The organism is Gordonia sp. VNK21, from assembly GCF_046098115.1.
GTDB lineage: Bacteria > Actinomycetota > Actinomycetes > Mycobacteriales > Mycobacteriaceae > Gordonia.
Genome location: NZ_JBJURU010000011.1, coordinates 76891 through 101868 on the forward strand (window position 1 = coordinate 76891; position 24978 = coordinate 101868).

The window sequence follows — 24978 nt, forward strand, 5'->3', positions numbered from 1 at the left end:
TTCGTCTCAGCGAGGGGTCGCCGGGATCGCCGCAGCGGGATCCGGCGGCAGGGAACAGCCCGGCCCGTGGCGGCCGGTGGCCGGTGCGACTGGTCGGGTGATGAGGTGCTCAGACGAGATGCGGCGGACCGCGGGTGCCGACGGTGCCCAGGAAGAGCAGCGTCGACGGCGCCGCCGCCGGAACCCCGGTGACGGGGACGACGGGTCGCCGGTGCGGCCGCCCGGTGACGGTCAGGGCCACCACCCGGCGGGCCAATGCGGCCACGGCGCCGATCAGCAGTTCGGCGGCGGTGATCAGGGCCAGTGCCAGCAGGGTGCCGCCGGCGTGCATCACGGTCATCGGCCCGGTCACCAGCTGGTGGTGGGCGCCGGTCAGTGCGATCAGCAGCAGGTGGATGAGGAGCTGTCCGGCCAGCAGTGCGGGCAGCAGCCGCCACGGCGTGCGCCCGGCCGCCCGGCTCTGGCCTGCAGGGCGGCGGCCGGCGAGCAGTCCGAGCAGGGCCGCGGTCCCGGTCACCGCCAGCAGGGCGGGTGCGCCGGGGAGCTGCCCGTGCGCCTGCGCGTGGGCCGCGACAGCGGTCACGCCGCACACGCCGCCGGCTGCGGCGGCGCGCAGCCGGGGCAGTTCGACGGACAGCGACACGGATGAAGCCTATCCCGGAAAACTTTGGCGACTTGACCGACGCCAGGGGTCGGTCGAGTCGCCAAAGTTTTCGCGGATCAGTTCAGGACGAGCAGCCACACCGCGATGTAGTGCAGCATGGCCGCCAGCGCGGTGAGGGCGTGGAAGACCTCGTGGTGACCGAAGACCCCCGGCCAGGGGTCTGGCCAGCGCAGTGCGAACAGGACGGCGCCGAGGCTGTAGCAGACCCCGCCCACGGCGAGCAGCACGATCACCGCCACACCCTCGCTGTGCAGCAGCTGCGGCAGCACCGCCACCACAACCCAGCCCAGCGCGATGTACAGGACCACGCCCAGCCAGCGCGGCGACCCGGGCCAGATGATCTTGAGCGCCACTCCGCCCAGAGCGCCCGCCCACACCAGACCGAGAATCCACCAGCGGGTCGGCGAACTCAGGCCCATCACGCAGAACGGGGTGTAGGTGCCGGCGATGAACACGAAGATCATCGAATGGTCGGCGCGTTTCATCGCCACCCGCGCGGCCGGGCTCACCCAGTTGATCCGGTGATACACGGTGCTCGTGGTGAACAGTCCGGTGATGGTGACCACATAGACACACACCGCCACCACGGCGGCGGCCGGCTGCTTCATCGCGGTGCCGACGATCAGGATCACGCCGATGGAGAAGGCGATGAACGCCGAGTACTTGTGAATCACGCCGCGCAGGGTCGGTTTGCCGGTGTCCGGTTCGGCGACCGGCTCGGTGGGGATCAGCACGTCGGGCATGAACCTACGGTACCGTAACCTGGCGCTGGCACTCAGACTGTCAGCGTATTCTTTCGGTGTGAAACTCCTTCCTGATCGTCTCCGCAGCGGGATGTATCACGTCTACGAGAAGCGCCTCGTCCAGCTGATGGATACCGAGGCCGTGCCTCGGCATGTGGCGATCATCTGCGACGGCAACCGGCGCTGGGCCCGGGAGGCCGGCTTCGAGGACGTCAGTCACGGCCACCGGGCCGGCGCCCGACGCATCGCCGACATGGTCGGCTGGTGCTCGGAGCTGGGCATCGGGACCGTGACCGTCTATCTGCTGTCCACCGAGAACCTCGCCCGCGCCTCCGACGAGCTCGACGCGTTGATGGAGATCGTGCCGGACATCGTCGACGAGATCGCCGATGCGCCCGGCGACTGGCGGCTGCGCATCGTCGGCAACCTCAACGTCCTGCCCGGGCCGGTCGCCCAGCGCCTGCGGGAGGCGGCGGCGCGCACCGACGGACGGACCGGCATGAGCGTGAATGTGGCGGTGGGCTACGGAGGTCGCCAGGAGATCGTCGACGCGGTCCGCGACCTGCTGCGCGAGAAGATGTCGGCCGGGGCCGCGGGGGAGGAACTGATCGAGGCGGTGACCGTCGACGGGATCGACGCGAACCTGTACACCAAGGGCCAGCCCGATCCTGACCTGGTGATCCGGACATCGGGGGAGCAGCGGCTGTCGGGGTTCCTGCTGTGGCAGAGCGCCTATTCGGAGATCTGGTTCACCGACGCGTACTGGCCGGAGTTCCGGCGCGTCGACTTCCTGCGGGCGCTGCGCGACTTCGAGGCGCGGAACCGGCGCTACGGCAAATGAGTGCGACACCGGCGACCGCCGCACTGCAGGCGGCCGGTGTGCCGTTCGAGGTCCACCAGTACCGGCACGACCGGCGCAGCACCGATTACGGCGCCGAGGCGATCGCGCAGATGGGCACGGCCCTCGGCGTGGCGCCCGAGCAGATCTTCAAGACGCTCGTGCTCGACCTGGGCGAGCGCCGCCTGGGCGTGGCGGTGATCCCGGTGCCGGCCCGGCTCTCACTCAAGGCGGCGGCCAAGGCCCTGGGGGTGCGCCGGGCGGAGCTGGCCCAGCCCGCCGCCGTCACCCGCGCCACCGGCTACGTCCTGGGCGGGGTGTCGCCGGTGGGGCAGCGCACGGCTCTGCCGACGGTGCTCGACGATTCGTCGCGGCAGTACGAACTGATCTGGTGCAGCGCCGGCCGGCGCGGGATGGAGATCGGGCTCGCCCCGGACGATCTGGTCGCGGTGACCGGCGCGGCGATCGCCGCGATCACCGCCGACGGGTGAACACTCCGGCACGACTGAATGACAACCCCGTCCGGTGGCGGCTCCGGCCCGGTAGCGTTTCGGCACGAGGCGATACAGGAGGCCGACGTGGGCATGTTCGATTTCATCACCGGTTCCAAATCCGCACCGAAGGACGTGCCCCGGCAGCCGCGTGAGGTCCTGCGCGGGCAGCTGCTCGGACTCAACCGGCCGGGCCGGCCGTGGGGAGTGCGGGACGGCGCCCGGGACGGAGTGGACCTGATCGCCGAATGGAAGATCGTCGACGCCCAGTGGTACGAGATCTTCGCCAAGGCCGGCCTGCAGAGCGTCTTCCGGATCCTGATGAAGTTCGACGACGAGGCCGGCGAGATCCGCGCCGTGGACCAGGAGTGGACGGTGGCGTGGGAGGCCGGGGTGCCGCGGCTGTCGATGGCCGCGGAGGCCTTCCGCGGGCAGAAGAAGGAGATCAGCTTCGGTAAGGCGGTGGCCTTCCGCGAGGAGGATCTGCAGCTCGGCGTGGTCTACGAGTACAGCTTCAAGACCTCCGAGATCAAAGACCCGCTGCAGGAGACGGCGCTGGCCAACGGCTGGGGCTGGAAGGGTGTGGCCTTCGGCAAGCTCTGACGGCCGCCGTCACTCGTCGTCGGCCAGGTCGGTGCGGTTCAGCTTCCGGCGGGCCTGCAGGCGCAGCACCAGGATCACCGCGACGGCGCCGACCACGCCGCCGGTGATCGCCCCGTACAGGCTCGACGAGTCGTCGTCGGGGGAGAGGTCGTCGACGGCGGCCAGCGCCATCGACACGGCGCACGCGCCGAAGTAGAGGCCGCTCAACGCGGTGCGCAGGAAGGAACTGCCGCCGTAGGCGAGGGTGTTCACGTCCACGTCGCGCGACGAGCAGTAGCGCGCCCATTCGAGGGAGGGGACGGCGAACGCGACGAACAGCACGATCGTCACCCAGGCCGGGATGAACCAGGCGACGACGGCGCCGACGGTCCACAGCACGATCGTCGTGAGGATGAAGACGTAGGCGTAGGCCTCGAGCATCACCGAGCGTTCGCGTTCGTCGCCCCAGCTCTCTTCGGCGGGGCCCAGCAGCAGCGACGGCAGGGTGGTCCGGGTGCTCATGTCAGGACTCCTCGGGTAGGGGGAAGAGGGCTTCGACGGTGCTGTCGAGACTGCGGGCGATCCGCAGGGCCAGGTACACCGACGGCGAATAGTCGCCGCGCTCGAGCGAGACGATGGTCTGCCGGCTGACCCCCACCGCGGCGGCCAGGTCGGCCTGACGCAGGCCGGCGCGGGTGCGGGCGCTGCGCACGGGGGAGGCGTCGTCCGGCATGAGGGAAGTAAAGCCCACTTGTCACGGTGATGTCAAGGGTACTTGTCTTGCGGCCGTCGTCGGTGAGCCCTGCTCTAGCCTGAAGGTGACGAATCCCCGTCGAGGTGAGGAGTTCCGATGCGAGTGGTGGTACTGGGAGCCAGCGGGCAGATGGGGCGCGAGCTCGTCGCGGCGCTCGCCGGTCGCGGGGTGGACGTGGTGGCCGCCCACCGGTCCGCGGGTGTCGATGCGGTCACCGGGCACGGTCTGGACGAGGCCGTCGCGGGGGCCGACGTGGTGGTGGACTGTCTGAACGTGGCCACGCAGAGCGGCAAGAAGGCGATCGGCTTCTTCGGCGGCTGCGCCCGCACGGTTTCCGCGGCCGTCGAGAAGGCCGGGGTGCCGCGCCTGGTGTGCCTGTCGATCATCAACGCCGCCGATCCGGAGGTGAACGCGAAGTTCGGCTACTACCAGGGCAAAGCGGAGCAGGAACGGGTGTACCGCGAGCTGATCGGCGACCGGCTGACGGTGGTGCGCTCAAGCCAGTGGTACGAGCTCGCCGGCCAGCTGATGCAGCAGCTGCGGCTCGGTCCGGTCGCGCTGGCGCCGCACATGCTGTCCCAGCCGTGTGCCGCGGCGGATGCGGCGCAGGTCCTCGCCGACGCCGTGCTCACGCCGTCCGGCGACGTCGAGGTGGCCGGGCCGCAGCAGCTCGACCTGTGCGACCTGGCCAAGCAGATCGCCGCCCGGGACGGCGCACCCCGCAGGGTCTTCGGGATCCGGGTCGGCGGTGCGGCGATCCGCGGCGGGGGACTGCTGCCGCGCGGGGATGTGATCACCACGTCGACCACCGCGCAGGAGTGGCTGGCCGCCCGATAGCGGCCGTGCGGCCCGGACCGCGAGCGGTGGCTCAGAGCTTGCGCAGCCGCACCTTGTTGATGGAGTGGTCGCGGTCCTTGCGCAGCACCAGGGTGGCGCGCGGCCGGGTCGGCAGAATGTTCTCGATCAGGTTGGGCCGGTTGATCGAGGTCCAGATGTCCCGGGCGGCGATCATCGCCTGCTCGTCGCTCAACGTCGAATAGAAGTGGAAGTGCGACTTGGGATCTGCGAACGATCCGGACCGCATCTGCAGGAAGCGCGAGATGTACCAGTGCTCGATGTCCGAGGTCTTCGCGTCGACGTAGATCGAGAAGTCGAACAGATCCGAGACGGTCAGCGCCTTACCGGTCTGCAGCACGTTGAGACCTTCGACGATCAGGATGTCCGGCTGAGTCACCGTGTGGAACTCGCCGGGCACGATGTCGTACAGCACATGCGAATACACCGGCGCCTGCACCGACTCGCGGCCCGACTTGACCTCGGTGACGAAACGCAGCAGCGCGCGCTGGTCGTACGACTCCGGGAAACCCTTGCGGTGCATGATCCCGCGCCGCTCCAGCTCGGCGGTCGGCAGCAGGAAACCGTCGGTGGTGATCAGGTCCACCTTGGGATGCGATTCCCACCGGGTCAGCAGCGTCGCCAGAAGCCGGGCGGTGGTGGACTTGCCGACGGCCACGCTGCCGGCCACGCCGATCACGAACGGCACCTGGCGGTTGCGCTGCCGCTCGCCGAGGAAGGTGGAGGTGGCCGCGAACAGCCGCTGGCGGGCCTCGACCTGCAGGTGGATCAGTCGCGAGAGCGGCAGATACACCTCGGCCACCTCGGCGAGGTCCACCTGCTCGCCCAGGCCGACGAGCTGAGACAGTTCGCTCTCGTTGAGCACCATCGGCATCGACTGACGCAGTTCGCGCCACTGACGCCGGTCCAACTCGAGGTAGAGGCCCGGGTCGCGATCGCTGGCATGGCGCGGCATGTGGGTAGGCTACCGTCCCCCGTTCCGGCCGGTAGCGTGGGTCGACATGAACAGTGCTGCGCCGGCCGACGTCGTCTCCGACTATCTGCGCCTCGGGCTGGCCTTCGACCGGATCGAAGAGGGGTTCGTCGACGCCTACACCGGTGACCCCGCACTCAAAGCCGAGGTGGACAACGCGCCCGCGCCGTCGCCGGGTGAGCTCGCGGCACGCGCCCGGGAACTGCTGGCCCGGCTGCCGGACGGGCTGCCGGCCGAACGGGCCGAGTTCATCGCCTCGCATGTGCGGGCGCTCGAGTGCTCGGCGCGCAAGTTCGCCGGCGAGCAGATCGGCTTCGTCGACGAGGTGAAGGCGTACTTCGACGTCGACATCGCCCCGCTCGACGAGGACGTCTACGCGCAGGCGCACACCGAGATCGCTGCGGCGCTCGGCGTGCCGGGGGCCACCGGGGAGCGGCTGGCGCAGGCCTACGCCGAGCACCGTCGCAGCGAGGAGATCCCGCCGGACCTGGTGCGTCCGCTGGTCGCCGAGTTCGCCGGCGCGTTGCGCGAACGGGTGCGGGCGGAGTTCCCGCTCCCGGAGACCGAGCTCGTCGACTTCGAGGTGGTCGGGGACAAGCCGTGGTCGGGCTTCAACTACTACCTGGGCGGCTACCGGTCGCGGGTGGCCATCAACACCGATCTGCCGCAGTATCTGTCCGGACTGCCGGGACTGATCGCCCACGAGGCCTATCCCGGGCACCACACCGAGCACTGCCGCAAGGAACAGATCCTGGTCGGCGGCGGGCAGGCCGAGCAGACCATCTTCCTGGTGAACACCCCGCAGTGCCTGATGGCCGAGGGGCTGGCCGACCACGCGCTCGCCGCAGCGCTCGGCACCGCCTGGCAGCCGTGGGCCGCGGAGATCTACGCCGACTTCGGGCTGCGGCTGGACGTGGAGAAGTCCGCCGCCCTGTCCCGGGCCACCGCCGGACTGCTGCACGTGCGCCAGGATGCGGCGCTGGCCCTGCACGACGGGCACCGCTCGGCCGACGAGGTGGCCGCGTTCCTGCAGCGCTGGCTGCTGGCCGCACCGGACAGGGCCCGGCAGATGCTGCGCTTCCTCACCTCGCCACTGTGGCGCGCCTACATCTCCACCTATGTGGAGGGGTATGCGCTGCTCGGGGACTGGCTCGACGCGGCCGCACCGCTGGAGGCGGCGCCGTCGACGGCCCGGCTGGCGCGCTTCCGCCGTCTGCTCGACGAACCGCTCACCCCGGCTCGCCTGCGGATGGAACTCTCTGCCTAGACTTGGAAGCCATGAGCCTGTTTTCTCAGTCCCTGGCCGAACTCGATCCCGATCTCGCGGCCGCCATGAATGGTGAGCTCGCACGTCAGCGGGACACGCTCGAGATGATCGCGTCCGAGAACTTCGTGCCGCGCGCGGTGCTGCAGGCGCAGGGCAGCGTGCTGACCAACAAGTACGCCGAGGGCTACCCGGGCCGTCGCTACTACGGCGGCTGCGAATACGTCGACGTGGTCGAGGACATCGCCCGCGACCGCGCCAAGGAGCTCTTCGGGGCCGAGTTCGCCAATGTGCAGCCGCATTCGGGTGCGCAGGCCAACGCCGCGGTGCTGATGTCGCTGATGGAGCCGGGGCAGACGCTGCTCGGTCTGGACCTGGCGCACGGCGGTCACCTCACCCACGGCATGCGGCTGAACTTCTCGGGCAAGCTCTACGAGAACGCCTTCTACGGGGTCAGCAAGGAAGACTTCCGCGTCGACATGGACGAGGTGCGCAAGATCGCCCTCGACACCAAGCCCGCGGTGATCGTCGCCGGCTGGTCCGCCTACCCGCGCACCCTCGACTTCGCGGCCTTCCGGGAGATCGCCGACGAGGTGGGCGCCAAGCTCTGGGTGGACATGGCGCACTTCGCCGGTCTGGTGGCCGCCGGTCTGCACCCGAGCCCGGTGCCGCACGCCGACGTCGTCTCGACCACCGTGCACAAGACCCTCGGCGGGCCGCGCTCGGGCCTGATCCTGGCGAAGAAGGAGTGGGCCAAGAAGCTCAACTCGTCGGTCTTCCCCGGTCAGCAGGGCGGGCCGCTGATGCATGTGATCGCCGCCAAGGCGGCCGCACTGAAGATCGCCGCCAGCGAGGAATTCGCCGAGCGTCAGCGCCGCACCCTCTCCGGCGCGAAGATCCTGGCCGAGCGGCTGTCCAGTTCCGACGTGGCCGAGGCCGGCGTCTCCGTCCTCACCGGCGGCACCGATGTGCACCTGGTGCTGGTGGATCTGCGCAACTCCGACCTCGACGGGCAGCAGGCCGAGGATCTGCTGCACGAGGTGGGCATCACCGTCAACCGCAATGCGGTGCCCTTCGACCCGCGGCCGCCGATGGTCACCTCGGGTCTGCGCATCGGCACCCCGGCGCTGGCCACCCGCGGCTTCGGCGACGCCGAGTTCACCGAGGTCGCCGACATCATCGGCAGTGCCCTGGCGGCCGGCAAGAGCGCCGACGTGACCGCGCTGCGCGCCCGGGTCTCCCGCCTCGCGCTCGACACCCCGCTGTACGAGGGGCTCGAGCAGTGGGGGCTGATGAGCGGCTCCTGACCGCTCCGCACTCTGCGCGCGCTGCGCCGCCGGATCGCCGAGGGCATGCCTTAGGTCCGGCGGCGCAGTGTCGTCTAGGCTGGTGACCGTGGCAGTTTTGGATACAGACGAGTTGATCATCGCCCTCGAGAAGGCGCTTCCGGAGATCTCCGAGGAGCACCACGCGGGTGCGCAGAGCTGGGACCCGCACGCCTGGGTGCCCTGGGACAAGGGTCACAACTTCGCCTTCCTCGGCGGGGACGACTGGGATCCGGCAGAGGCGGCCCTCAACGAGACCGCCGAGGCCGCGTTCCTGGCGCTGCTGCTGACCAAGGACAATCTGCCCTCGTTCCACCGGATCCTGGCGCTGCACTTCCCGGTCTTCTCCGACTGGCGTGAACTGGTCGGTGTGTGGACCGCCGAGGACAACCGTCATGCGATCGTGCTGCGCGACTACCTGGTGGTCACCCGCTGCATCGATCCGGTCGCCGCCGAGAACCGCCGCCGCGACCACGTCGTGGCCGGCTGGAAGCAGAACGAGGAGGCCACCGCAGCGATCGGCCCGCTCGACGCGCTCGCTCTGCTGGCGGTGCACGAGAACCAGTGCGTGCAGTTCATCGGCCGGCTCAAGGAGTACGTGGACGACCCGGACCTGATCACGATCCTGGACAAGATCGCCACCGACGACAACGTGCAGGCCTCGACCTTCCAGGCCTTCCTGATGGCCGGCATGGTCGCCGACCAGGAGGCCACCGTGCTGGCCGTCGACAAGGCGCTGCGGGAGATCGAGCACATCGGCGACGACGTGGCCGACTTCGACGCGCAGCGCGAATTCCTCTCCGACTTCGAGGACGTCTCCACCGACGCCGCGATCGCCGCGAAGCTGGCCGACGAGCTCAAGCTCCAGAGCGTGCACGAGCTCAGCGAGACCGCCGAGGCCGCCCGCCAGCGCATTCTGGCGATGGCCGCCGGCAAGGCCTGAGCCGTTCGCCGCAGACTGTCGGAGACCGCTCGGGGCCATTCTCTTACCGGAAGGACAGGTGGGATTATCGAGTTCGGCGGTAACGGCATATCTGCGAGCTATTCGCATGCGGTAGTCCGATCTTCCAACTACTTTCATCGAGTTCGCATGCGCCGAGGTTGTGCACGCTGGTTGCGTAGGATCCTGATTGTGGCTTAGTGTATGCGGGTATATTCATCAATAGTAGTTAGGGTGATCTGAGCCTAACGGGGGCATAATGGTACCGGTTTGGATCTTTTTTTCCGTCGTATCGATATTTGTACTATGGGCTACCGCGAAGGCTAGAGTGCAGCAGCTCATTGCTGTTCGAAACATTTGTTTCACCCTCGGGATGGTTGGTTTCCTTGGGGCTATTATTCTCCCTCGTTTCGGAGGTGAATCACCGGTTGGCTGGGTTGTGTGGGTACTTCTGTATGGCTTGACTCTTGGGGTATTGGCGCAAATCTACATTGATATGACCCCGAGAGTAACTGATGGAATATGGGGGAGTGGGAGACGGCTGCGAGTTCCGGGAAATGGGATGGCGCTTTCAGATCGTGTGATCGGCGTGGGTGTCGTTCTTATCATGATGCTTGCATTTGGCATTGTGTTTATTCTTATTATGGGAATGCCGCTCGTTGGTCTCTGGTCGCTGCGTCCTTTTCTAGATGATCTAGGCTCTATCCCTAATGCTCCTGAGGATGTGTCCAGTGTTGATGCGTCCGCGTTATCGAGCGCCATGAAGTTCTATGCACTAGGAACATCTGTGGCTATGGCAATCCCTGCGGTAGTGACCTTCTTCTGTGTGGCATTAATTCATCTTTTTGTGCTGCACGATGTCGGCAAAGTGAGGTCGTCTATCGCCGATATCATGGCGATTAGAAACTCGGGATACAGCATGATAATTCCGGTACTGTTGGTCTCTGTCATTGCGTTTGCGGTAGTGAAGTATGGGTCACCAACTGGTGTCGAAACTGGACATAATGAAATTGGCGGTGATCAAACCGGATCCAATTTTGAGATCGCATTTGATGACTGGCAGTTGGTTACTATTATTGCGATCGGAATGGTTTTCTCCTTCACTTTTACGCGAATGGCGGTGAGGGTTCTTGGCGAGGCGTTTGAGGGTTACTATCCGGTTGCTATTCTCGTGATTGCGCTCTTTGAGGCGGGATCTCTTTGGCTGATTATGTCGATTGATTCGGTCGGGTGGATGATGGATTCGCTTGAGATTCGGGGGCGTCGTCTAATTCTGGATATTATTGGGTTTAATGAGCTCGTTCCGAATGTACTGGTCCTATCGGCGGTAATATTTGTTTCTTTGGCGGCGTTGATTGAAATGCGAACATTTGTCTCCATTCGAGGTGAGGGAGCCGATTCATGAATGCTGCCGATTGAAGTACCGGAGACTCATTGCTCGCGTTCTTGGTCGTACACCCACGACACGCGACTGACATCCGACGTTCACCGACACGCCGCCGCGCCAGCGGCGGCCGCCGTCGAACCGGGCGTAGCTTGAGCGGTGACGGGCCGTGGGGAAGCGGTTCGTCCGGGAGGTTCGATTCGTGAACGATCACGTCACGGGAGGACCGGCCCCGGTCCTCGTTCGTCTCGGCTGACGCCGGGTGAGAACGCGAACCGACCGGTCACTCGACACAACCGAATCCGCACGGGTGCCGTGCGGGATCAAGGGAGTCAGCCGTGACCGCACGCACCTACGTCCTCGACACCTCCGTTCTGCTGTCCGACCCGTGGGCGGTGACCCGTTTCGCCGAGCACCACGTGGTTCTGCCCCTGGTGGTGATCAGCGAACTCGAGGGCAAACGCCACCACAGTGAGCTGGGCTGGTTCGCACGCACCGCGCTGCGACTGCTCGACGATCTGCGGATCGAGAACGGCCGGCTCGATCAGCCGCTGCCGATCGGCGATGACGGCGGCACTTTGCAGGTCGAGCTCAACCACATCGACCCGTCGGTGCTGCCCAGCGGCTTCCGCGACGACTCCAACGACTCCCGGATCCTGGCCTGCGCACTGAATCTGCGGGCCGAGGGACACGATGTGACGCTGGTGTCCAAGGACACCCCGCTGCGCGTCAAGGCCGGGGCGGTGGGCCTGGACGCCGACGAGTACCACGCCCAGGACGTGGTGGTCTCCGGCTGGACCGGGATGGACGAGCTCGACGTGGCCGACGCCGACATCGATCGCCTCTTCGCCGAGGGCGTGATCGACGTCGACGACGCCCGCGAGCTGCCCTGCCACACCGGAGTCCGGCTGATCGGGGCCACCGGCAGCGCCCTGGGCCGGGTCACCGACACCAAGCAGGTGCAGCTGGTGCGCGGCGACCGTGAGGCCTTCGGGCTGCACGGCCGCTCCGCCGAACAGCGGGTGGCGCTGGATCTGCTACTCGACGAGTCCGTCGGCATCGTCTCGCTCGGCGGCAAGGCCGGAACCGGCAAGTCGGCGCTCGCGTTGTGCGCCGGACTCGAGGCGGTCCTCGAGCGGCGGACGCAGCGGAAGGTGGTCGTCTTCCGTCCGCTGTACGCGGTCGGCGGGCAGCAGCTCGGCTACCTGCCGGGCAGCGAATCGGAGAAGATGGGGCCGTGGGCCCAGGCCGTCTTCGACACCCTCGAAGGGCTGGTCTCCACCGAGGTGATCGACGAGGTCCTCGACCGCGGCATGCTCGAGGTGCTCCCGCTCACCCACATCCGCGGCCGCTCCCTGCACGATTCCTTCGTGATCGTCGACGAGGCGCAGTCCCTCGAGCGCAATGTGCTGCTGACCGTGCTGTCCCGGCTCGGCGCCGGCTCACGGGTGGTGCTCACCCACGATGTGGCCCAGCGCGACAATCTGCGCGTCGGCCGGCACGACGGGGTCGCGGCGGTGATCGAGAAGCTCAAGGGGCACCCGCTGTTCGCGCACATCACCCTCACCCGCAGCGAGCGCTCGCCGATCGCGGCACTGGTGACCGACATGCTCGAGGAGTTCACGCCCGGTTTGTGACCGGCGTCGAAGCAGTCGTGTGCCCCGGCGGGCTCCGCCGGGGCACACGCATGACGGCGGGGAGCCGAGGGGCCGGCTCAGGCGCGGCGCAGGATGGAGACCGCCCAGTCCGAGTCGGCGCTGCGCGGCCGCAGATCCCAGGTGCCCAGTCGCAGGTCCAGGGTGAGACCGGCCTGTTCGGCGGCCGCGTCGAAGGTCTCCAGACTCAAGTGCCGGTTGGTGTGGAAGCCGACCACCAGCCGGCCGTCGTCGGCCAGGTGGCCGGCGAGCCGGGAGAGCACCGTCGCCTCGGTGCCGGGCGCGATGAAGACCATCACATTGCCGGCGCACACGATCACGTCGAAGGGCTCGTCGATGCCGCGGGCCGGCAGATCCAGTTCGGCGAGGTCGCCGACCAGCCAGGTGGGGCCGGGATGGTCGGCACGGGCGGCCTCGATCAGTTCCGGGTCCACGTCCACACCGACCACCCGGTGCCCGGCCTCGTGCAGGAAGGCTCCCACCCGGCCGGGGCCGCAGCCGGCGTCGAGGATGTGTGCCCCGCGCGGTGACATCGCGTCGATCATCCGGGCTTCGCCGGCCAGGTCGGCGCCTTCGGCCGCCATCTGCCGGAAGCGTTCGATGTACCACTGGCTGTGGCCGGGTTTGGTGTCGGTGATCCAGCGCGGTGCGGGGGTGCTCATGTCTCCAGTGTCCACCAGTCGCGGACGGTACCTCAGATCGACCACTGATCGGCCGGCTGCCACGAGGGGGTGCGCTTCTCCAGGAACGCACTGATGCCCTCCTGGGCGTCGCGGGTGACCGCATTGGCGCTCATGGTCTCGGTCATCTGCGCGTAGGCGTCCTCCTCGCTCAGATCGATCTGCTGATAGAAGGCGCGCTTGCCGATCGCGAGGGTCTCGCCGCTGGATCCGGCCACGGCGCCGGCGAGCTCGGTCACCGTCTGCTCGAGGCGCTCGGCGGGTACGGCGGCGTTGAGCAGGCCCCAGTCGACGGCGGTGGCCGCGTCGATCATCTGCCCGGTGAGCAGCATCTGCATGGCGCGTTTGCGGCCGACGGCCCGGCTGAGCGCCACCATCGGCGTGGAGCAGAACAGGCCGATCTTGACCCCGGGGGTGCTGAACCTGGCGGTGTCGGAGGCCACTGCCAGGTCACAGGTGGCCACCAGCTGGCACCCGGCCGCCAGTGCCATGCCCTGTACCTGGGCGATCACCGGCTGGTGCACGCGGTGGATGGTCTCCATCAGTTCGGTGCAGGCGGAGAAGATCGCGCGTTCCTCCGCCTCGGTGCGGTCGACGATCTCGGCGAGGTCGTGGCCGGCGGAGAACGCGGGGCCGTGCGCGGCGATCACGATCACACGGATGTCACGATCGGCGTCCAGTGAGCGCAAGTGGGCGGTGGCCGCCTCCATGGTGGCCTTCGACAGCGGATTGCGGCGCTGTGGGTCGCTCAGGACGAGGTATCCGACCTGGTCACGGCGGTCGATCCGGATTGCGGCGGGGGAGGTGCTCATGGCGGCGAGGGTAGTCGCGAGCGGGTTGTCGGGAGGTTGCATTCGAGTGAAGGCGACCGGACCGGACTGGCGAAGCGGGAAATCCGCTGGCACACTGAGGTGGTGCTTAAGTTACTGATGAGGCGAATGTGGCAAGTGGGACTGATGGTGATGGCTTCGGCCGTCGCCCTGGTCGTCGGCGCCGGGCAAGCCGTCGCCGCACCGGGAACAACGACGACGCCGGCGAATCCCGGCGCGAATCTCGACGTCCAGTCGATGATCCAGAATCTGCTCACGAACTTCTCCATCCCCGGGCTTCCGCAGGAAGCGCAGCCGGACGCGGTGGGCGAGACCAGCCAGATGATCGTGGTCACGGTCCCCGAGGCGACGTCGACCACCGGCACCCTGACCGCCTTCGAGAAGGGCACCGACGGCCAGTGGAAGCCGGTCATCGGACCGACCAAGGCGTACGTGGGTGAGAAGGGCATCGGCAAGGCGCAGGACAACGTCTACCGCACCCCGGAGGGCACCTTCCGGCTCGACCAGGCCTTCGGCCGGCAGGACGATCCGGGCACCAAGATGCCGTACAAGAAGGTCGACACCCAGGACTGGTGGGACTCGAACACCAAGTCGCCCACCTACAACACGATGGTGCGCCAGCCCAACAGCCCCGGTGGCGACAGTGAGAACCTGTACAACTCCGGCGAGGTCTACGACTACGCGGTGAACATCGCCCACAACCCGACCCGGACCCCGGGCAATGCGTCGGCGATCTTCCTGCACGTGACCGACGGCAAGCCCACCATGGGCTGCGTGGCCGTCGACCGCGCGAAGATGGTCGAGATCCTCAAGTGGCTCGACCCGGCCAAGAATCCGAAGATCAGCATCGGCGTCAACGTCGACTCGCCGGCCGACATCAAGGACGCGCCGTCGACCGTCGACCCGAGTGGACAGCCGCTCGGCGACGACGCGCTCAGCGGAATCCTGAATCAGTTCACCGCGCTGATCCCGAATCTCCTGCAGTCGGTCACCGGGTCCTGATCCGACACCACCGACGAATCCCAGACCGGGGCCGTATGCACAGAGTGCGTGCGGCCCCGGTTCGCGTCAGCCGCGCAGCAGGGTGAAGCCGGTGGCCCGCTCGGCGGGGAAGTCCTCGACCGGGCCGGTGGACGCGGCCACCTGGATGCGCGCCTGATCGATCACCGGGGTCTGCGGATCGAGCACCCCGAGATACTTCTTGTGCTCGGCCAGCGACTCGACGGCCTTCTCGGTGAAGCCCTCGACGTCGACGGCGTGCGTGGAGCCGGGGCCGTTGGCGAACAGCAGCCGCGGCGGCGACGCGAGCTCGTCCCAGGCCTGCAGCACCGCGGCCGAGAACTCCATGTGGTCGCGCTGGTTGGGCCGTCCCGGCATCCACTCCGCGCCGCCGAACAGGGTGAGCACGATGTCCGGGTTCACCCGGGCGATGGTCTCGGCGATCTTCGCGCGCAACTCCGGAGTGTTGAACAGTTCGCTGTCCGGGAAGCCCCAGAACTCCACCTCGTCGACGCCGACGACGGCGGCCGAGGCCCGCTGCTCGTCCTCACGCAGCGGACCGCACTCCTCGGGCGCCAGTCCCTCGATGCCGGCCTCACCGCTGGTGGCCAGTGCGTAGGTGACGATCCGGCCCTCGGACGTCCACCGGGCGACGGCTGCGGCCATGCCGTACTCGGGGTCGTCCGGATGTGCCACCAGAACCAGCGCACTGTTCCAGTCGGTGGGGAAGGTCGTGACAGTCATGGGCCCCACGCTACCCAACAGGCGTTGGTGTGGACCGTTCACAGGCCGGTTCCCCTGCGGATACGTCTCCGACCGGCTCAGCGCTCGCGGTCGAGGTTGGCCATCTTCAGCACGTCGAGGCGGCGGTCGAGCTCCTCCTCGGAGAGCTTGTCGCCGATCAGGCCGCGGTCGATCACCGTCTGGCGGATGGTCTTGCCCTCCTTGAGGGCCTGCTTGGCCACCGCGGCGGCCTCCTCGTAGCCGATGGCGCTGTTGAGCGGAGTCACGATCGACGGGCTCGACTCGGCCAGGGTGCGCAGTCGTTCCTCATGCGCTTCCAGGCCGCTGATGCAGCGGTCGGCGAACAGCCGGGACACGTTGGCCAGCAGCTTCACCGACTCGAGGACGTTGCGGGCCATCATCGGGATGTAGACGTTCAGCTCGAAGGCGCCGTTTCCGCCGCCCCAGGTGACGGCGGCGTCGTTGCCGATCACCTGCGCGGCCACCTGGGTCACGGCCTCCGGAAGCACCGGATTGACCTTGCCCGGCATGATCGAGCTGCCCGGCTGCAGGTCGGGCAGGGCGATCTCGGCCAGACCGGTCAGCGGACCCGAGCCCATCCAGCGGATGTCGTTGGCGACCTTGGTCAGCGACACGGCGACCGTCTTGAGCTGGCCGGACAGTTCCACCAGTCCGTCGCGGGCGGCCTGCGCCTCGAAGTTGTCCCGGGCCAGCGAGAGGGCGTCCACCCCGGTCAGCCTGACCAGTTCGGCGGTCACCCTGGTGCCGAAGCCGTCGGGGGCGTTCAGTCCGGTGCCCACCGCGGTGCCGCCGATCGGCAGCTCACCCACGCGCGGCAGGGTCGACTCGATGCGCTCGATGCCGGCCTGTACCTGGCGCGCGTAGCCGCCGAACTCCTGGCCGAGGGTCACCGGCACGGCGTCCATCAGGTGCGTGCGGCCGGACTTGACCACCTCGCGCCACTGCTCGGACTTGGCGACGAGGGCCCCCTGCAGGTGCGCGAGCGCCGGGATCAGGTCCGCCGCGGCGGCCTCGGTGGCGGCCACGTGGGTGGCGGTGGGGAAGGTGTCGTTGGAGCTCTGCGACATGTTGACGTCGTCGTTGGGGTGCACGTCCACGCCGTTGGCCTTGGCGATCGAGGCGATCACCTCGTTGGCGTTCATGTTGGAGCTGGTGCCCGAGCCGGTCTGGAAGACGTCGATGGGGAACTGGTCGTCATGCTTGCCGTCGGCGATCTCGGTGGCAGCGGCGATGATGGCGTCGGCCTTGCCGGCCTCGAGCAGACCGAGGTCCTTGTTCACCTGCGCGCAGGCCGCCTTGAGCAGGCCCATCGCCCGGATCTGGGTGCGTTCGAGCGGGCGGAAGGAGATCGGGAAGTTCTCCACGGCGCGCTGGGTCTGGGCGCGCCACAGGGCGTCGACGGGCACCTTGACCTCGCCCATGGTGTCGTGCTCGATGCGGTACTGCTGCTCGGTCATGCTGCTCCTCTGGACTCACCAGGCTAGTAAGGGTCTCCTTACCAACGTTACCCGTCACGGGCTCGGGTGTTCGGTGGGGTCGGCCACACCGACCAAACTCGCCGAAGAACGGCGTGCCGAAAAACTTGGGCGACTTGACCGACCTCCACGGTCGGTCAAGTCGCCCAAGTTCTGCGAGTTTCGGCCCTGACGGCGAGTACGGCCGGTTCAGCGCTCCCGGGAGCGGACCCGGACGCCGCTGATGGGCACGTTCACCGCGCCCGACGGGTCGGTGAAGAAGTCGTTGCCCTTGTCGTCGACGACGATGAACGCCGGGAAGTTCTCCACGTCGATCTTCCAGACCGCCTCCATGCCGAGTTCGGGGTACTCGATGACCTCCTGGCTCTTGATGCAGTCCAGTGCCAGCCGGGCGGCCGGTCCGCCGATCGAGCCGAGGTAGAAGCCGCCGTGGCTCGCGCAGGCGTTGGTGACCTGCTTGGAGCGGTTGCCCTTGGCCAGCATGACCATCGAGCCGCCGGCGGCCTGGAACTGCTCCACATAGCTGTCCATCCGGCCGGCGGTGGTGGGGCCGAACGAACCGGAGGCCATGCCCTCGGGAGTCTTGGCCGGACCGGCGTAGTACACCGGATGGTTCTTCAGGTACTCCGGCATGGGCTCGCCCGCATCGAGGCGCTCCTTGATCTTGGCGTGCGCGATGTCGCGGGCGACCACCAGCGGACCGGTGAGCGAGAGCCGGGTCTTGACCGGGTACTTGGACAGTTCCGCGCGGATCTCGTCCATCGGCCGGTTCAGATCGATCTCCACGACCTGGCCGCCCTCGATGTCCTCGGCCACACCGGCATCGGGCATGTACTGGGCCGGATCGGTTTCCAGCTGCTCGAGGAAGACGCCGTCGGCGGTGATCTTGCCCAGCGCCTGGCGGTCGGCCGAACAGGACACGGCGATCGCCACCGGCAGCGAGGCGCCGTGGCGCGGCAGCCGGATGGCGCGCACGTCATGGCAGAAGTACTTGCCGCCGAACTGCGCGCCGATCCCGAACGACTGGGTGAGCTTGAAGATCTCCTCCTCGAGCTCCGGATCGCGGAAGCCGTGACCGGTCATGTCGCCCTCGGTGGGCAGGGTGTCGAGGTAGTGCGCGGAGGCGTACTTAGCGGTCTTGAGCGCGAACTCGGCCGAGGTGCCGCCGATCACCACCGCCAGGTGGTACGGCGGACAGGCCGCGGTGCCCAGCGAGCGGATCTTCTCGTCCAGGAACTCGAGCAGCTTCTTCGGGCTCAGGATGGCCTTGGTCTCCTGGAACAGGAACGACTTGTTGGCCGAGCCGCCGCCCTTGGCCATGAACAGGAACTTGTACTCCGGTCCCTTCGGGCCCTGCTCGGTGGCGTAGATCTCCACCTGGGCCGGCAGGTTGGTGCCGGTGTTGCGCTCCTCGTAGACGGTGATCGGCGCGTTCTGCGAGTACCGCAGGTTCAGCTTCGTGTACGCGTCGTACACCCCGCGCGAGATCCACTCGCCGTCCTCGACACCGGTCAGCACGCCCTCGGACTTCTTGCCCATCACGATGGCGGTACCGGTGTCCTGGCACATCGGGAGCACCCCGCCGGCCGAGATGTTGACGTTCTTGAGCAGATCCAGCGCCACGAAGCGATCGTTGCCGGAGGCCTCCGGGTCGTCGATGATCTTCCGGAGCTGGCGCAGATGGGCCGGCCGCAGATAGTGCGAGATGTCGTGCATGGCCTCGGCGGTCAGCCGCTGCAGCGCTTCCGGCGCCACCTCGAGGAAGGTGCGCCCGCCGGCCTCGAAGGTCGACACGCCTTCGGTGGTGATGAGCCGGTACGGGGTGTCGTCCTCGCCGATGGGCAGCAGGTCGGAATACAGGAACTCGGGGGCTGGCTTACTCACGGAGTTCAATGCTACTGCGCACCGCTGCTGACCTGCGTCTTAGTGCATCCTAACCGGTTCTGGCGGACGGGCGGCGATGCGTGTGCCCGGTAGCGGCGGCCGCCATCGGTTAGGTTGACCGCTGTGAGCGGAATCAACGACGCGGCGTCGACGGTGCAGCACGCCGGGGAACTGGTGGGGGTGGTGGCCTTCGCGCTCTCCGGAGCCCTGGCCGCCGAGCGCCACCGGATGGACATCGTCGGCGTGCTGCTGGTCGCGGTGGCCACCGCTCTGGGAGGCGGCATCCTCCGCGATGTGCTGATCGGCAACACCCCGCCCAATGCGCTGACCGACATGAGCTATCTGCTGGCCGCGGTGCTGGCCGGCGCCGTCGTCTGCGTGTGGCGGCCGCCGGCCAACCGCTACACCCGGTGGCCGCTGGACATCACCGACGCGGTGGGGCTGGGACTGTTCGCGGTCACCGGCACGGTGATCGCCCACCAGTGGGGGCTGTCGGCGCCGGGGTCGGCGCTGCTGGGCGTGATGACCTGTATCGGCGGCGGCGTGATCCGCGACCTGCTGTGCGGCGAGGTCCCGTCGGTGCTCCGGCCGCACGAATACCTGTATGCGATCCCGGCGCTGGCCTGTGCCGCCACCGTCGCAGTGCTGCTGCGGTACACGAACTATCAGGCGTGGATGGGGCTGGCGTGCGCGGCCATCGCGATCGCCCTCCGGCTCGCCTCGCTCAAGTTCGGCTGGCACGGTCCGCGCCCCTGGTACCACCGCCGGGCAGGGCGCGACGGCGGACCAGAGGTGTCCTGACCTCCTCAGATGTCGAGGCGGGCGTACTCGCGCAGCTTGCTGGTCTGGTGCACGGCCTCGATGCGCCGGATGGTGCCCGACTTGGACCGCATCACCAGCGACCGGGTGGTGGCGCCGGTGGGCCGGTAGGTGACCCCGCGCAGCATGTCGCCGTTGGTCACCCCGGTGGCGCAGAAGAAGGAGTTGTCGCCCGAGACCAGGATGTCGTTGGTGAGCACGCGGTCCAGGTCGTGGCCGGCGTCGATGGCCTTCTGCCGCTCGGCGTCGTCCTTGGGCCACAGCTTGCCCTGGATCTCGCCGCCCATGCACTTCATGGCGACAGCGGTGATGATGCCCTCCGGGGTGCCGCCGACGCCCATCAGCATGTCCACCGAGCTGCCCTCGTCGGCCGCGGCGACCGCGCCGGCGACGTCGCCGTCGGAGATCAGCCGGATCTTGGCGCCGGCCGCGCGGATCTGCGCGATCAGGTCGGCGTGCCGCGGGCGGTCGAGCACCACCACGGTCATGTCGGGTACGTCGATGCCCTTGGCGGCGGCCACCGAGTTGATGTTCCACTCCACCGACTTGTTGATGTCGATGGCGCCCTTGGCGGCGGCGCCCACGGCGATCTTCTCCATGTAGAAGACGGCCGACGGGTCGAACATGGTGCCGCGCTCGGAGACGGCGATGACCGCGATCGAGTTGGGGCGGCCCTCGGCCATCAGGGTGGTGCCGTCGATCGGGTCGACGGCCACATCCACCTCGGGACCTGCGCCGTTGCCCACTTCTTCGCCGTTGTAGAGCATCGGGGCTTCGTCCTTCTCGCCCTCGCCGATCACCACGGTGCCGCGCATCGACACCGTCGACAGCAGCTCGCGCATGGCGTCGACGGCGGCGCCGTCGCCGCTGTTCTTGTCGCCGCGGCCCACCCAGCGGCCTGCGGCCAGGGCCGCCGCCTCGGTGACCCGGACCAATTCCATGGCGAGGTTGCGATCCGGTGCTTGCTTGGTCATGTGGTGCTCATCTCCTTGGACGCGCCAGTGCGGGAAGTCTCCTCGATTCTTTCATGAGCACTGACAACGCCGGTCAAAGGCCCATGAACCGGCGTGGGATACTGGACGCCATGGCCGACGCGAAACCCCGCATCCTGCAGGACAGCAAAGACATGGTGTGGTCGCTGATCCCGCTGCTGCTGATCGCATTGGCGATCGCCGGGATCGCCGGCAGTTGCAGTTTCGGCTTCGGGAAGGACGCGGCCGAGCAGAAGATCCCGGACTTCGATTCGGCGGCCGCGTTCCGGGCCGACGCCGCGACGCTGCCCTTCCCGATCCGCGAGCCCGCACTGCCCGACGACTGGAAGTCCAACTCCGGCTCCACCCAGCCGGTGGGCGATTCGATGGCCAGCAACGTGGGCTGGATCGTGCCCTCGGGGGCCTACATCCAGCTCACCCAGTCCGGTGCCGGCGAGGAGTCGCTGGTGGCCAAGCTGGCCGGCGACGGCGCCCTCGGCGACGGGGTGAAGCAGATCGGCGGGAGTCAGTGGGTGGTCTATCGCAACGGCGAGAACCACAAGAAGGCGTGGATCGCCGATCTCGGCGAGGTGCGTATCGGCGTGATGAGCCGCGGCAGCGATTCGGACATGCAGACCCTGGCCGAGGCGGTGCTCAAGGCCGCCCCGCTCGACGTGCCGCGGGTGCAGGTGGTGCAGCCGGGCGACGTCCAGCCGCGATAGAGCTACTCGTCGTCGGCCTCGTCGTCGGCGTTGAGGACGGCCTCGATCCGTTCCCGCGCGCCCTGCAGGTGGGCGGTGCAGCGTTCGGCGAGCGCCTCGCCGCGCTCCCACAGGGCCAGCGACTCGTCGAGCCCCAGTCCGCCGTGCTCGAGGGTGGCGACGACCTCGGCGAGCTCGTCGCGGGCCTGTTCGTAGTCGAGCTGATCCACCGGCAGCGGCTCGCTCATCGGTTTCCTCCCTTGGCTGTGGTCTTCTCCGGGACCGTCTCGTCGACGGTGGCGTGGACGGCGCCGTCGCTCACCCGGACCCGGATCGCGGCGCCGGGCGGCAGTTCGGCCAGCGTGCCGGCGACGACGGGCCGGTCGCCGTCGAGCCGCTGCACCACCGCGTAGCCGCGGGCCAGGGTCTGTGCCGGACCGAGGGTGGCGAGCCGGGCGGTGAGCTGCTCGTTGCGGTGTTCGGCCACGGTCACCTGGTGCCGGATGCTGCGCCGGAGGTCGGTGCGGGCCCGGTCCACCAGGCGCACGTGCTCGTCGACGAGCCGGAAGGGGTGCGCCAGCACGGGGCGGGCGCGCAGACCGTCGACGATCCGTTCCTCGCGGTGCACCCAGTTGCGCAGGGCGTGGGCGCTGCGGCGGCGCAGGCCGGCGATCGCGTCGAGTTCGGCGATCACATCGGGCACCACCTTCTTGGCGGCGTCGGTGGGGGTGGCGGCACGGACGTCGGCCACCAGATCCAGCAGCGGACTGTCCGGTTCGTGCCCGATGGCGCTGACCACGGGGGTCCGGCAGGCGGCGACGGCCCGCAACAGGGTCTCGTCGGAGAAGGGCAGCAGATCCTCCACACTGCCGCCGCCGCGCGCGATGATGATCACCTGCACGTGCGGGTCGTCGTCGAGTTCGGTGAGCCGTTCGAGGATCGACGGGACGGCCGACGGGCCCTGCACCACCGAGTCGCGCACCGCGAAGCGCACCGCAGGCCAGCGGTCGGCGGCCACGGCGAGCACGTCGCGCTGGGCGGCGCTGGCCCGGCCGCTGATCAGGCCGATGGTGTGCGGCAGGAAGGGGAGCGGCTGCTTGCGGCGGGCGTCGAAGAGGCCCTCGGCGGCGAGCAGGGCGCGGATGCGTTCGATCCGGGCCAGCAGCTCGCCGATCCCGACCGGCCGGATGTCGGTGATGCGCAGCGACAGGGTGCCGCGGCCGGTGTAGAAGCTGGGGCGGCCGTAGACGACCACCCGGGTGCCTTCGGTGAGCGGCACGGGAGAACGGTTGAGCAGACCGGGATCGCAGGTCAGCGAGAGAGAGACGTCGGCGGCCGGGTCGCGCAGGGTCAGGAAGGCGGTACGGGTGCCGGGGCGGCGGCTGACCTGGGTGAGCTGGCCCTCCACCCACACCTGCCCGAGGCGGTGAATCCACTCGGCCAGCTTGAAGCTGAGCGTGCGCACCGGCCACGGAGCCTCCGCCGAATTGGGCAGCTGCTCGGCACTCACCGCGACGGCCTGTCCGTCCGGGTCACCGGCACCGCGGTGTCACTGGGCCGCGCCCGACTTCTTCTCGTCCGCCTTCTTCTCCGAACTGGCGATCCGGTTGTCGAGCATGGTGACGAACGGGGCGCGATTGCGGGCGGCCCGCTCGTAATCGGCCAGGTCCTGCAGTTCGTCGCTGCTGAGCCCGCGCAGCTTGGTGCGCAGCTGGGCCAGGGTGAGCTGGTCGTAGTCGAGGAGCTCGGCGATCTCCGGGGCGTCGACGGAGCCGCTGCGAGCGGCCGGCGCGGCGGGCGCGCCCGGTGCCAGGTCCTCCGGGGTGGAGCTGTAGAGCGCGAACCGGCCGGAACCCGCCGACGGCGCCCCGGGGGCGTCGGCGGCGGCAGCCTCGGAGGCTGCGGCCGCGTCGGTTTTCGGGGCGGCGGGCTTCGGGGCAGCAGGCTTCTTCTTGGCTGCGGCGGGCTTCTTCTTCGCCGGTGCCGGTGTCTTCTTCGCAGCCGGCTTCGCAGGTGCGGTGGTCTTCTCCGGCGCGGTGCTCGTGGCCGACTGGGTGCTCTTGGCGGGCTCGCCGGCCTTCGCAGGCTCGACGACCTGCGACTTCACCTCGGTCAGCGCGGCCGGCTCAGAGAGGGGCGCGGGGGCGTCGTCCTCGTCGAAGTGGGCCCACGCGGGCTGTTCCTCGGACTTGTCGCACATCGGCGCAAAGAACTCGTCGCCCTTGATGGCCATCTCGGCGATGTTCTGCTGCAGCCGCATGCCGGCGGCCAGTCCGCGGCTGATCGCGGTCATCGGGAAGGTGATGACCTTGGTGGGCAGTCTGCGCGTCTCTTCGAGGGTCGTCACCAGCACTCCAGCGGCAACGCGGGCGGGATAGGGAGGACGTCTCATGCCATTACTGTGCCATAGCCGTACCCTGGGTGTTATGGCCGATAGCAAGCGTGTCCTCCTGGCATCCCCCCGCGGGTACTGCGCAGGCGTCGACCGGGCGGTGGAAACAGTCGAACGTGCACTCGACAAGCACGGTGCCCCGGTTTACGTCCGCAAAGAGATCGTGCACAACCGGCACGTCGTCGACACCCTCGCCGAGCGCGGGGCTATCTTCGTCTCCGAGACCGACGAGGTGCCCGAGGGCGCCATCGTGGTCTTCTCCGCGCACGGGGTGTCCCCGGAGGTTCACCGCACCGCCGAGGAACGCCGGCTCAAGACCATCGACGCCACCTGCCCGCTGGTCACCAAGGTGCACCAGGAGGCCAAGCGCTTCGCCCGCGACGACTACGACATCCTGCTGATCGGCCACGAGGGCCACGAGGAGGTCGAGGGCACCGCCGGCGAGGCGCCCGAACACATCCAGCTCGTCGACGGCCCCGACCACGTGGACGACGTGCAGGTGCGCGACGAGTCCAAGGTGATCTGGCTCAGCCAGACGACGCTGTCGGTGGACGAGACGATGGAGACGGTCAAGCGGCTCCGGGAGAAGTTCCCGCTGCTCAACGATCCGCCGTCGGACGACATCTGCTACGCCACCCAGAACCGTCAGGGTGCGGTCAAGGCGATGGCGGCGCAGTGCGAACTGGTGATCGTGGTCGGTTCCAAGAACTCGTCCAACTCGGTCCGGCTGGTGGAGGTGGCGCTGCAGAACGGCGCCGACTCCTCGTACCTGGTGGACTACGCCAAGGAGATCGACCTGGCCTGGCTCGACGGGGTCAGCACCGTCGGGGTCACCTCGGGTGCCTCGGTCCCGGAGATCCTGGTGCAGGGCGTGGTGGATCTGCTCGCCGAGCACGGCTTCACCGACGTGGACACGGTGACCACAGCCGAGGAGACGCTCACCTTCGCGCTCCCGCGCGAGCTGCGGCCCGCACGCACCACCCGCTGACCCCAG

The 24978-nt window shown here is 68.4% G+C and carries 27 protein-coding genes; 13 read left to right on the forward strand and 14 right to left on the reverse strand.

What is annotated here, in order from left to right; all coding sequences use genetic code 11:
- Positions 1-109: 109 nt before the first annotated feature.
- Positions 110-643: a hypothetical protein gene (locus ACJMNC_RS13300; protein ID WP_408948434.1), complete on the reverse strand. Its 534-nt coding sequence runs from the start codon at positions 641-643 to the stop codon at positions 110-112.
- 77 nt (positions 644-720) lie between these two features.
- Positions 721-1407: a PAQR family membrane homeostasis protein TrhA gene (gene trhA, locus ACJMNC_RS13305; protein WP_408948435.1), complete on the reverse strand. Its 687-nt coding sequence runs from the start codon at positions 1405-1407 to the stop codon at positions 721-723.
- A 58-nt stretch (positions 1408-1465) separates the two neighbouring features.
- On the opposite strand from trhA, the gene ACJMNC_RS13310 reads away from it, so the two are divergent.
- The 3 genes from ACJMNC_RS13310 to ACJMNC_RS13320 all read left to right on the forward strand — a co-directional run bounded on the left by ACJMNC_RS13310 (position 1466) and on the right by ACJMNC_RS13320 (position 3339).
- Positions 1466-2248 (forward strand): isoprenyl transferase, encoded by a 783-nt coding sequence (locus ACJMNC_RS13310; protein ID WP_408948436.1) that lies wholly within the window; start codon positions 1466-1468, stop codon positions 2246-2248.
- The gene (gene ybaK, locus ACJMNC_RS13315) at positions 2245-2736 is read left to right on the forward strand and encodes a Cys-tRNA(Pro) deacylase (protein WP_408948437.1); all 492 of its coding nucleotides are present in this window, start codon (positions 2245-2247) and stop codon (positions 2734-2736) included. Before ACJMNC_RS13310 ends, ybaK begins: the two co-directional genes overlap by 4 nt.
- A gap of 93 nt (positions 2737-2829) precedes the next feature.
- Positions 2830-3339 (forward strand): hypothetical protein, encoded by a 510-nt coding sequence (locus ACJMNC_RS13320; protein WP_408948558.1) that lies wholly within the window; start codon positions 2830-2832, stop codon positions 3337-3339.
- A gap of 9 nt (positions 3340-3348) precedes the next feature.
- Here ACJMNC_RS13320 and ACJMNC_RS13325 read toward each other — a convergent pair whose 3' ends face one another.
- Entirely contained in the window at positions 3349-3840 is a 492-nt protein-coding gene (locus ACJMNC_RS13325) for a hypothetical protein (protein WP_408948438.1), read from the reverse strand.
- Between the two features lies 1 nt (position 3841).
- Positions 3842-4051: a helix-turn-helix transcriptional regulator gene (locus ACJMNC_RS13330; RefSeq protein ID WP_408948439.1), complete on the reverse strand. Its 210-nt coding sequence runs from the start codon at positions 4049-4051 to the stop codon at positions 3842-3844.
- A 117-nt stretch (positions 4052-4168) separates the two neighbouring features.
- Here ACJMNC_RS13330 and ACJMNC_RS13335 point away from each other — a divergent pair, with 117 nt between their 5' ends.
- A complete protein-coding gene (locus tag ACJMNC_RS13335) occupies positions 4169-4909 on the forward strand; it encodes an SDR family oxidoreductase (RefSeq protein WP_408948440.1) in 741 nt (246 codons plus the stop codon).
- 31 nt (positions 4910-4940) lie between these two features.
- Here ACJMNC_RS13335 and coaA read toward each other — a convergent pair whose 3' ends face one another.
- Entirely contained in the window at positions 4941-5882 is a 942-nt protein-coding gene (gene coaA, locus ACJMNC_RS13340) for a type I pantothenate kinase (RefSeq protein WP_408948441.1), read from the reverse strand.
- Between the two features lie 46 nt (positions 5883-5928).
- On the opposite strand from coaA, the gene ACJMNC_RS13345 reads away from it, so the two are divergent.
- From ACJMNC_RS13345 to ACJMNC_RS13365, 5 genes are all read left to right on the forward strand, one after another.
- A complete protein-coding gene (locus ACJMNC_RS13345; RefSeq protein WP_408948442.1) occupies positions 5929-7167 on the forward strand; it encodes a DUF885 domain-containing protein in 1239 nt (412 codons plus the stop codon).
- A gap of 11 nt (positions 7168-7178) precedes the next feature.
- Positions 7179-8471 (forward strand): serine hydroxymethyltransferase, encoded by a 1293-nt coding sequence (glyA, locus tag ACJMNC_RS13350; RefSeq protein ID WP_408948443.1) that lies wholly within the window; start codon positions 7179-7181, stop codon positions 8469-8471.
- A gap of 88 nt (positions 8472-8559) precedes the next feature.
- A complete protein-coding gene (locus ACJMNC_RS13355; protein WP_408948444.1) occupies positions 8560-9432 on the forward strand; it encodes an acyl-ACP desaturase in 873 nt (290 codons plus the stop codon).
- A 325-nt stretch (positions 9433-9757) separates the two neighbouring features.
- A complete protein-coding gene (locus ACJMNC_RS13360) occupies positions 9758-10834 on the forward strand; it encodes a hypothetical protein (protein WP_408948445.1) in 1077 nt (358 codons plus the stop codon).
- Positions 10835-11151: 317 nt separating this feature from the next.
- Positions 11152-12450 (forward strand): PhoH family protein, encoded by a 1299-nt coding sequence (locus ACJMNC_RS13365; protein ID WP_408948446.1) that lies wholly within the window; start codon positions 11152-11154, stop codon positions 12448-12450.
- Between the two features lie 77 nt (positions 12451-12527).
- On the opposite strand, the gene ACJMNC_RS13370 is transcribed toward ACJMNC_RS13365, so the two are convergent.
- Together ACJMNC_RS13370 and ACJMNC_RS13375 are read right to left on the reverse strand one after the other, a co-directional pair.
- Positions 12528-13130, reverse strand: a complete 603-nt coding sequence (locus tag ACJMNC_RS13370; protein ID WP_408948447.1) for a class I SAM-dependent methyltransferase — start codon at positions 13128-13130, stop codon at positions 12528-12530.
- 32 nt (positions 13131-13162) lie between these two features.
- Entirely contained in the window at positions 13163-13960 is a 798-nt protein-coding gene (locus ACJMNC_RS13375) for an enoyl-CoA hydratase (protein ID WP_408948448.1), read from the reverse strand.
- Positions 13961-14086: 126 nt separating this feature from the next.
- On the opposite strand from ACJMNC_RS13375, the gene ACJMNC_RS13380 reads away from it, so the two are divergent.
- The gene (locus tag ACJMNC_RS13380; RefSeq protein ID WP_408948449.1) at positions 14087-14980 is read left to right on the forward strand and encodes a L,D-transpeptidase; all 894 of its coding nucleotides are present in this window, start codon (positions 14087-14089) and stop codon (positions 14978-14980) included.
- A gap of 66 nt (positions 14981-15046) precedes the next feature.
- Here ACJMNC_RS13380 and ACJMNC_RS13385 read toward each other — a convergent pair whose 3' ends face one another.
- From ACJMNC_RS13385 to ACJMNC_RS13395, 3 genes are all read right to left on the reverse strand, one after another.
- Positions 15047-15721 (reverse strand): PIG-L deacetylase family protein, encoded by a 675-nt coding sequence (locus ACJMNC_RS13385; RefSeq protein ID WP_408948450.1) that lies wholly within the window; start codon positions 15719-15721, stop codon positions 15047-15049.
- A gap of 77 nt (positions 15722-15798) precedes the next feature.
- Entirely contained in the window at positions 15799-17199 is a 1401-nt protein-coding gene (locus ACJMNC_RS13390) for a class II fumarate hydratase (protein ID WP_408948451.1), read from the reverse strand.
- Between the two features lie 207 nt (positions 17200-17406).
- Complete coding sequence (locus ACJMNC_RS13395; protein WP_408948452.1) at positions 17407-19101, reverse strand: fumarate hydratase; 1695 nt, start codon at positions 19099-19101, stop codon at positions 17407-17409.
- A gap of 123 nt (positions 19102-19224) precedes the next feature.
- Here ACJMNC_RS13395 and ACJMNC_RS13400 point away from each other — a divergent pair, with 123 nt between their 5' ends.
- Positions 19225-19902, forward strand: coding sequence for a trimeric intracellular cation channel family protein (locus ACJMNC_RS13400; RefSeq protein ID WP_408948453.1), 678 nt, complete (start codon positions 19225-19227; stop codon positions 19900-19902).
- 5 nt (positions 19903-19907) lie between these two features.
- Here the strand turns inward: ACJMNC_RS13400 and glpX are convergent, their stop codons facing one another.
- Complete coding sequence (gene glpX, locus ACJMNC_RS13405) at positions 19908-20894, reverse strand: class II fructose-bisphosphatase (protein ID WP_408948454.1); 987 nt, start codon at positions 20892-20894, stop codon at positions 19908-19910.
- Between the two features lie 110 nt (positions 20895-21004).
- On the opposite strand from glpX, the gene ACJMNC_RS13410 reads away from it, so the two are divergent.
- The gene (locus tag ACJMNC_RS13410) at positions 21005-21613 is read left to right on the forward strand and encodes a DUF4245 domain-containing protein (protein WP_408948455.1); all 609 of its coding nucleotides are present in this window, start codon (positions 21005-21007) and stop codon (positions 21611-21613) included.
- A 2-nt stretch (positions 21614-21615) separates the two neighbouring features.
- Here ACJMNC_RS13410 and ACJMNC_RS13415 read toward each other — a convergent pair whose 3' ends face one another.
- From ACJMNC_RS13415 to ACJMNC_RS13425, 3 genes are read right to left on the reverse strand one after another with little or no spacing between them, the layout of a single operon-like run.
- Entirely contained in the window at positions 21616-21840 is a 225-nt protein-coding gene (locus ACJMNC_RS13415) for an exodeoxyribonuclease VII small subunit (protein WP_408948456.1), read from the reverse strand.
- A complete protein-coding gene (gene xseA, locus ACJMNC_RS13420; RefSeq protein WP_408948457.1) occupies positions 21837-23102 on the reverse strand; it encodes an exodeoxyribonuclease VII large subunit in 1266 nt (421 codons plus the stop codon). Before xseA ends, ACJMNC_RS13415 begins: the two co-directional genes overlap by 4 nt.
- Positions 23103-23141: 39 nt before the next feature.
- Positions 23142-23939 (reverse strand): lipid droplet-associated protein, encoded by a 798-nt coding sequence (locus ACJMNC_RS13425; protein WP_408948458.1) that lies wholly within the window; start codon positions 23937-23939, stop codon positions 23142-23144.
- Positions 23940-24018: 79 nt separating this feature from the next.
- On the opposite strand from ACJMNC_RS13425, the gene ACJMNC_RS13430 reads away from it, so the two are divergent.
- A complete protein-coding gene (locus ACJMNC_RS13430; RefSeq protein WP_408948459.1) occupies positions 24019-24972 on the forward strand; it encodes a 4-hydroxy-3-methylbut-2-enyl diphosphate reductase in 954 nt (317 codons plus the stop codon).
- Positions 24973-24978 lie beyond the last annotated feature (6 nt).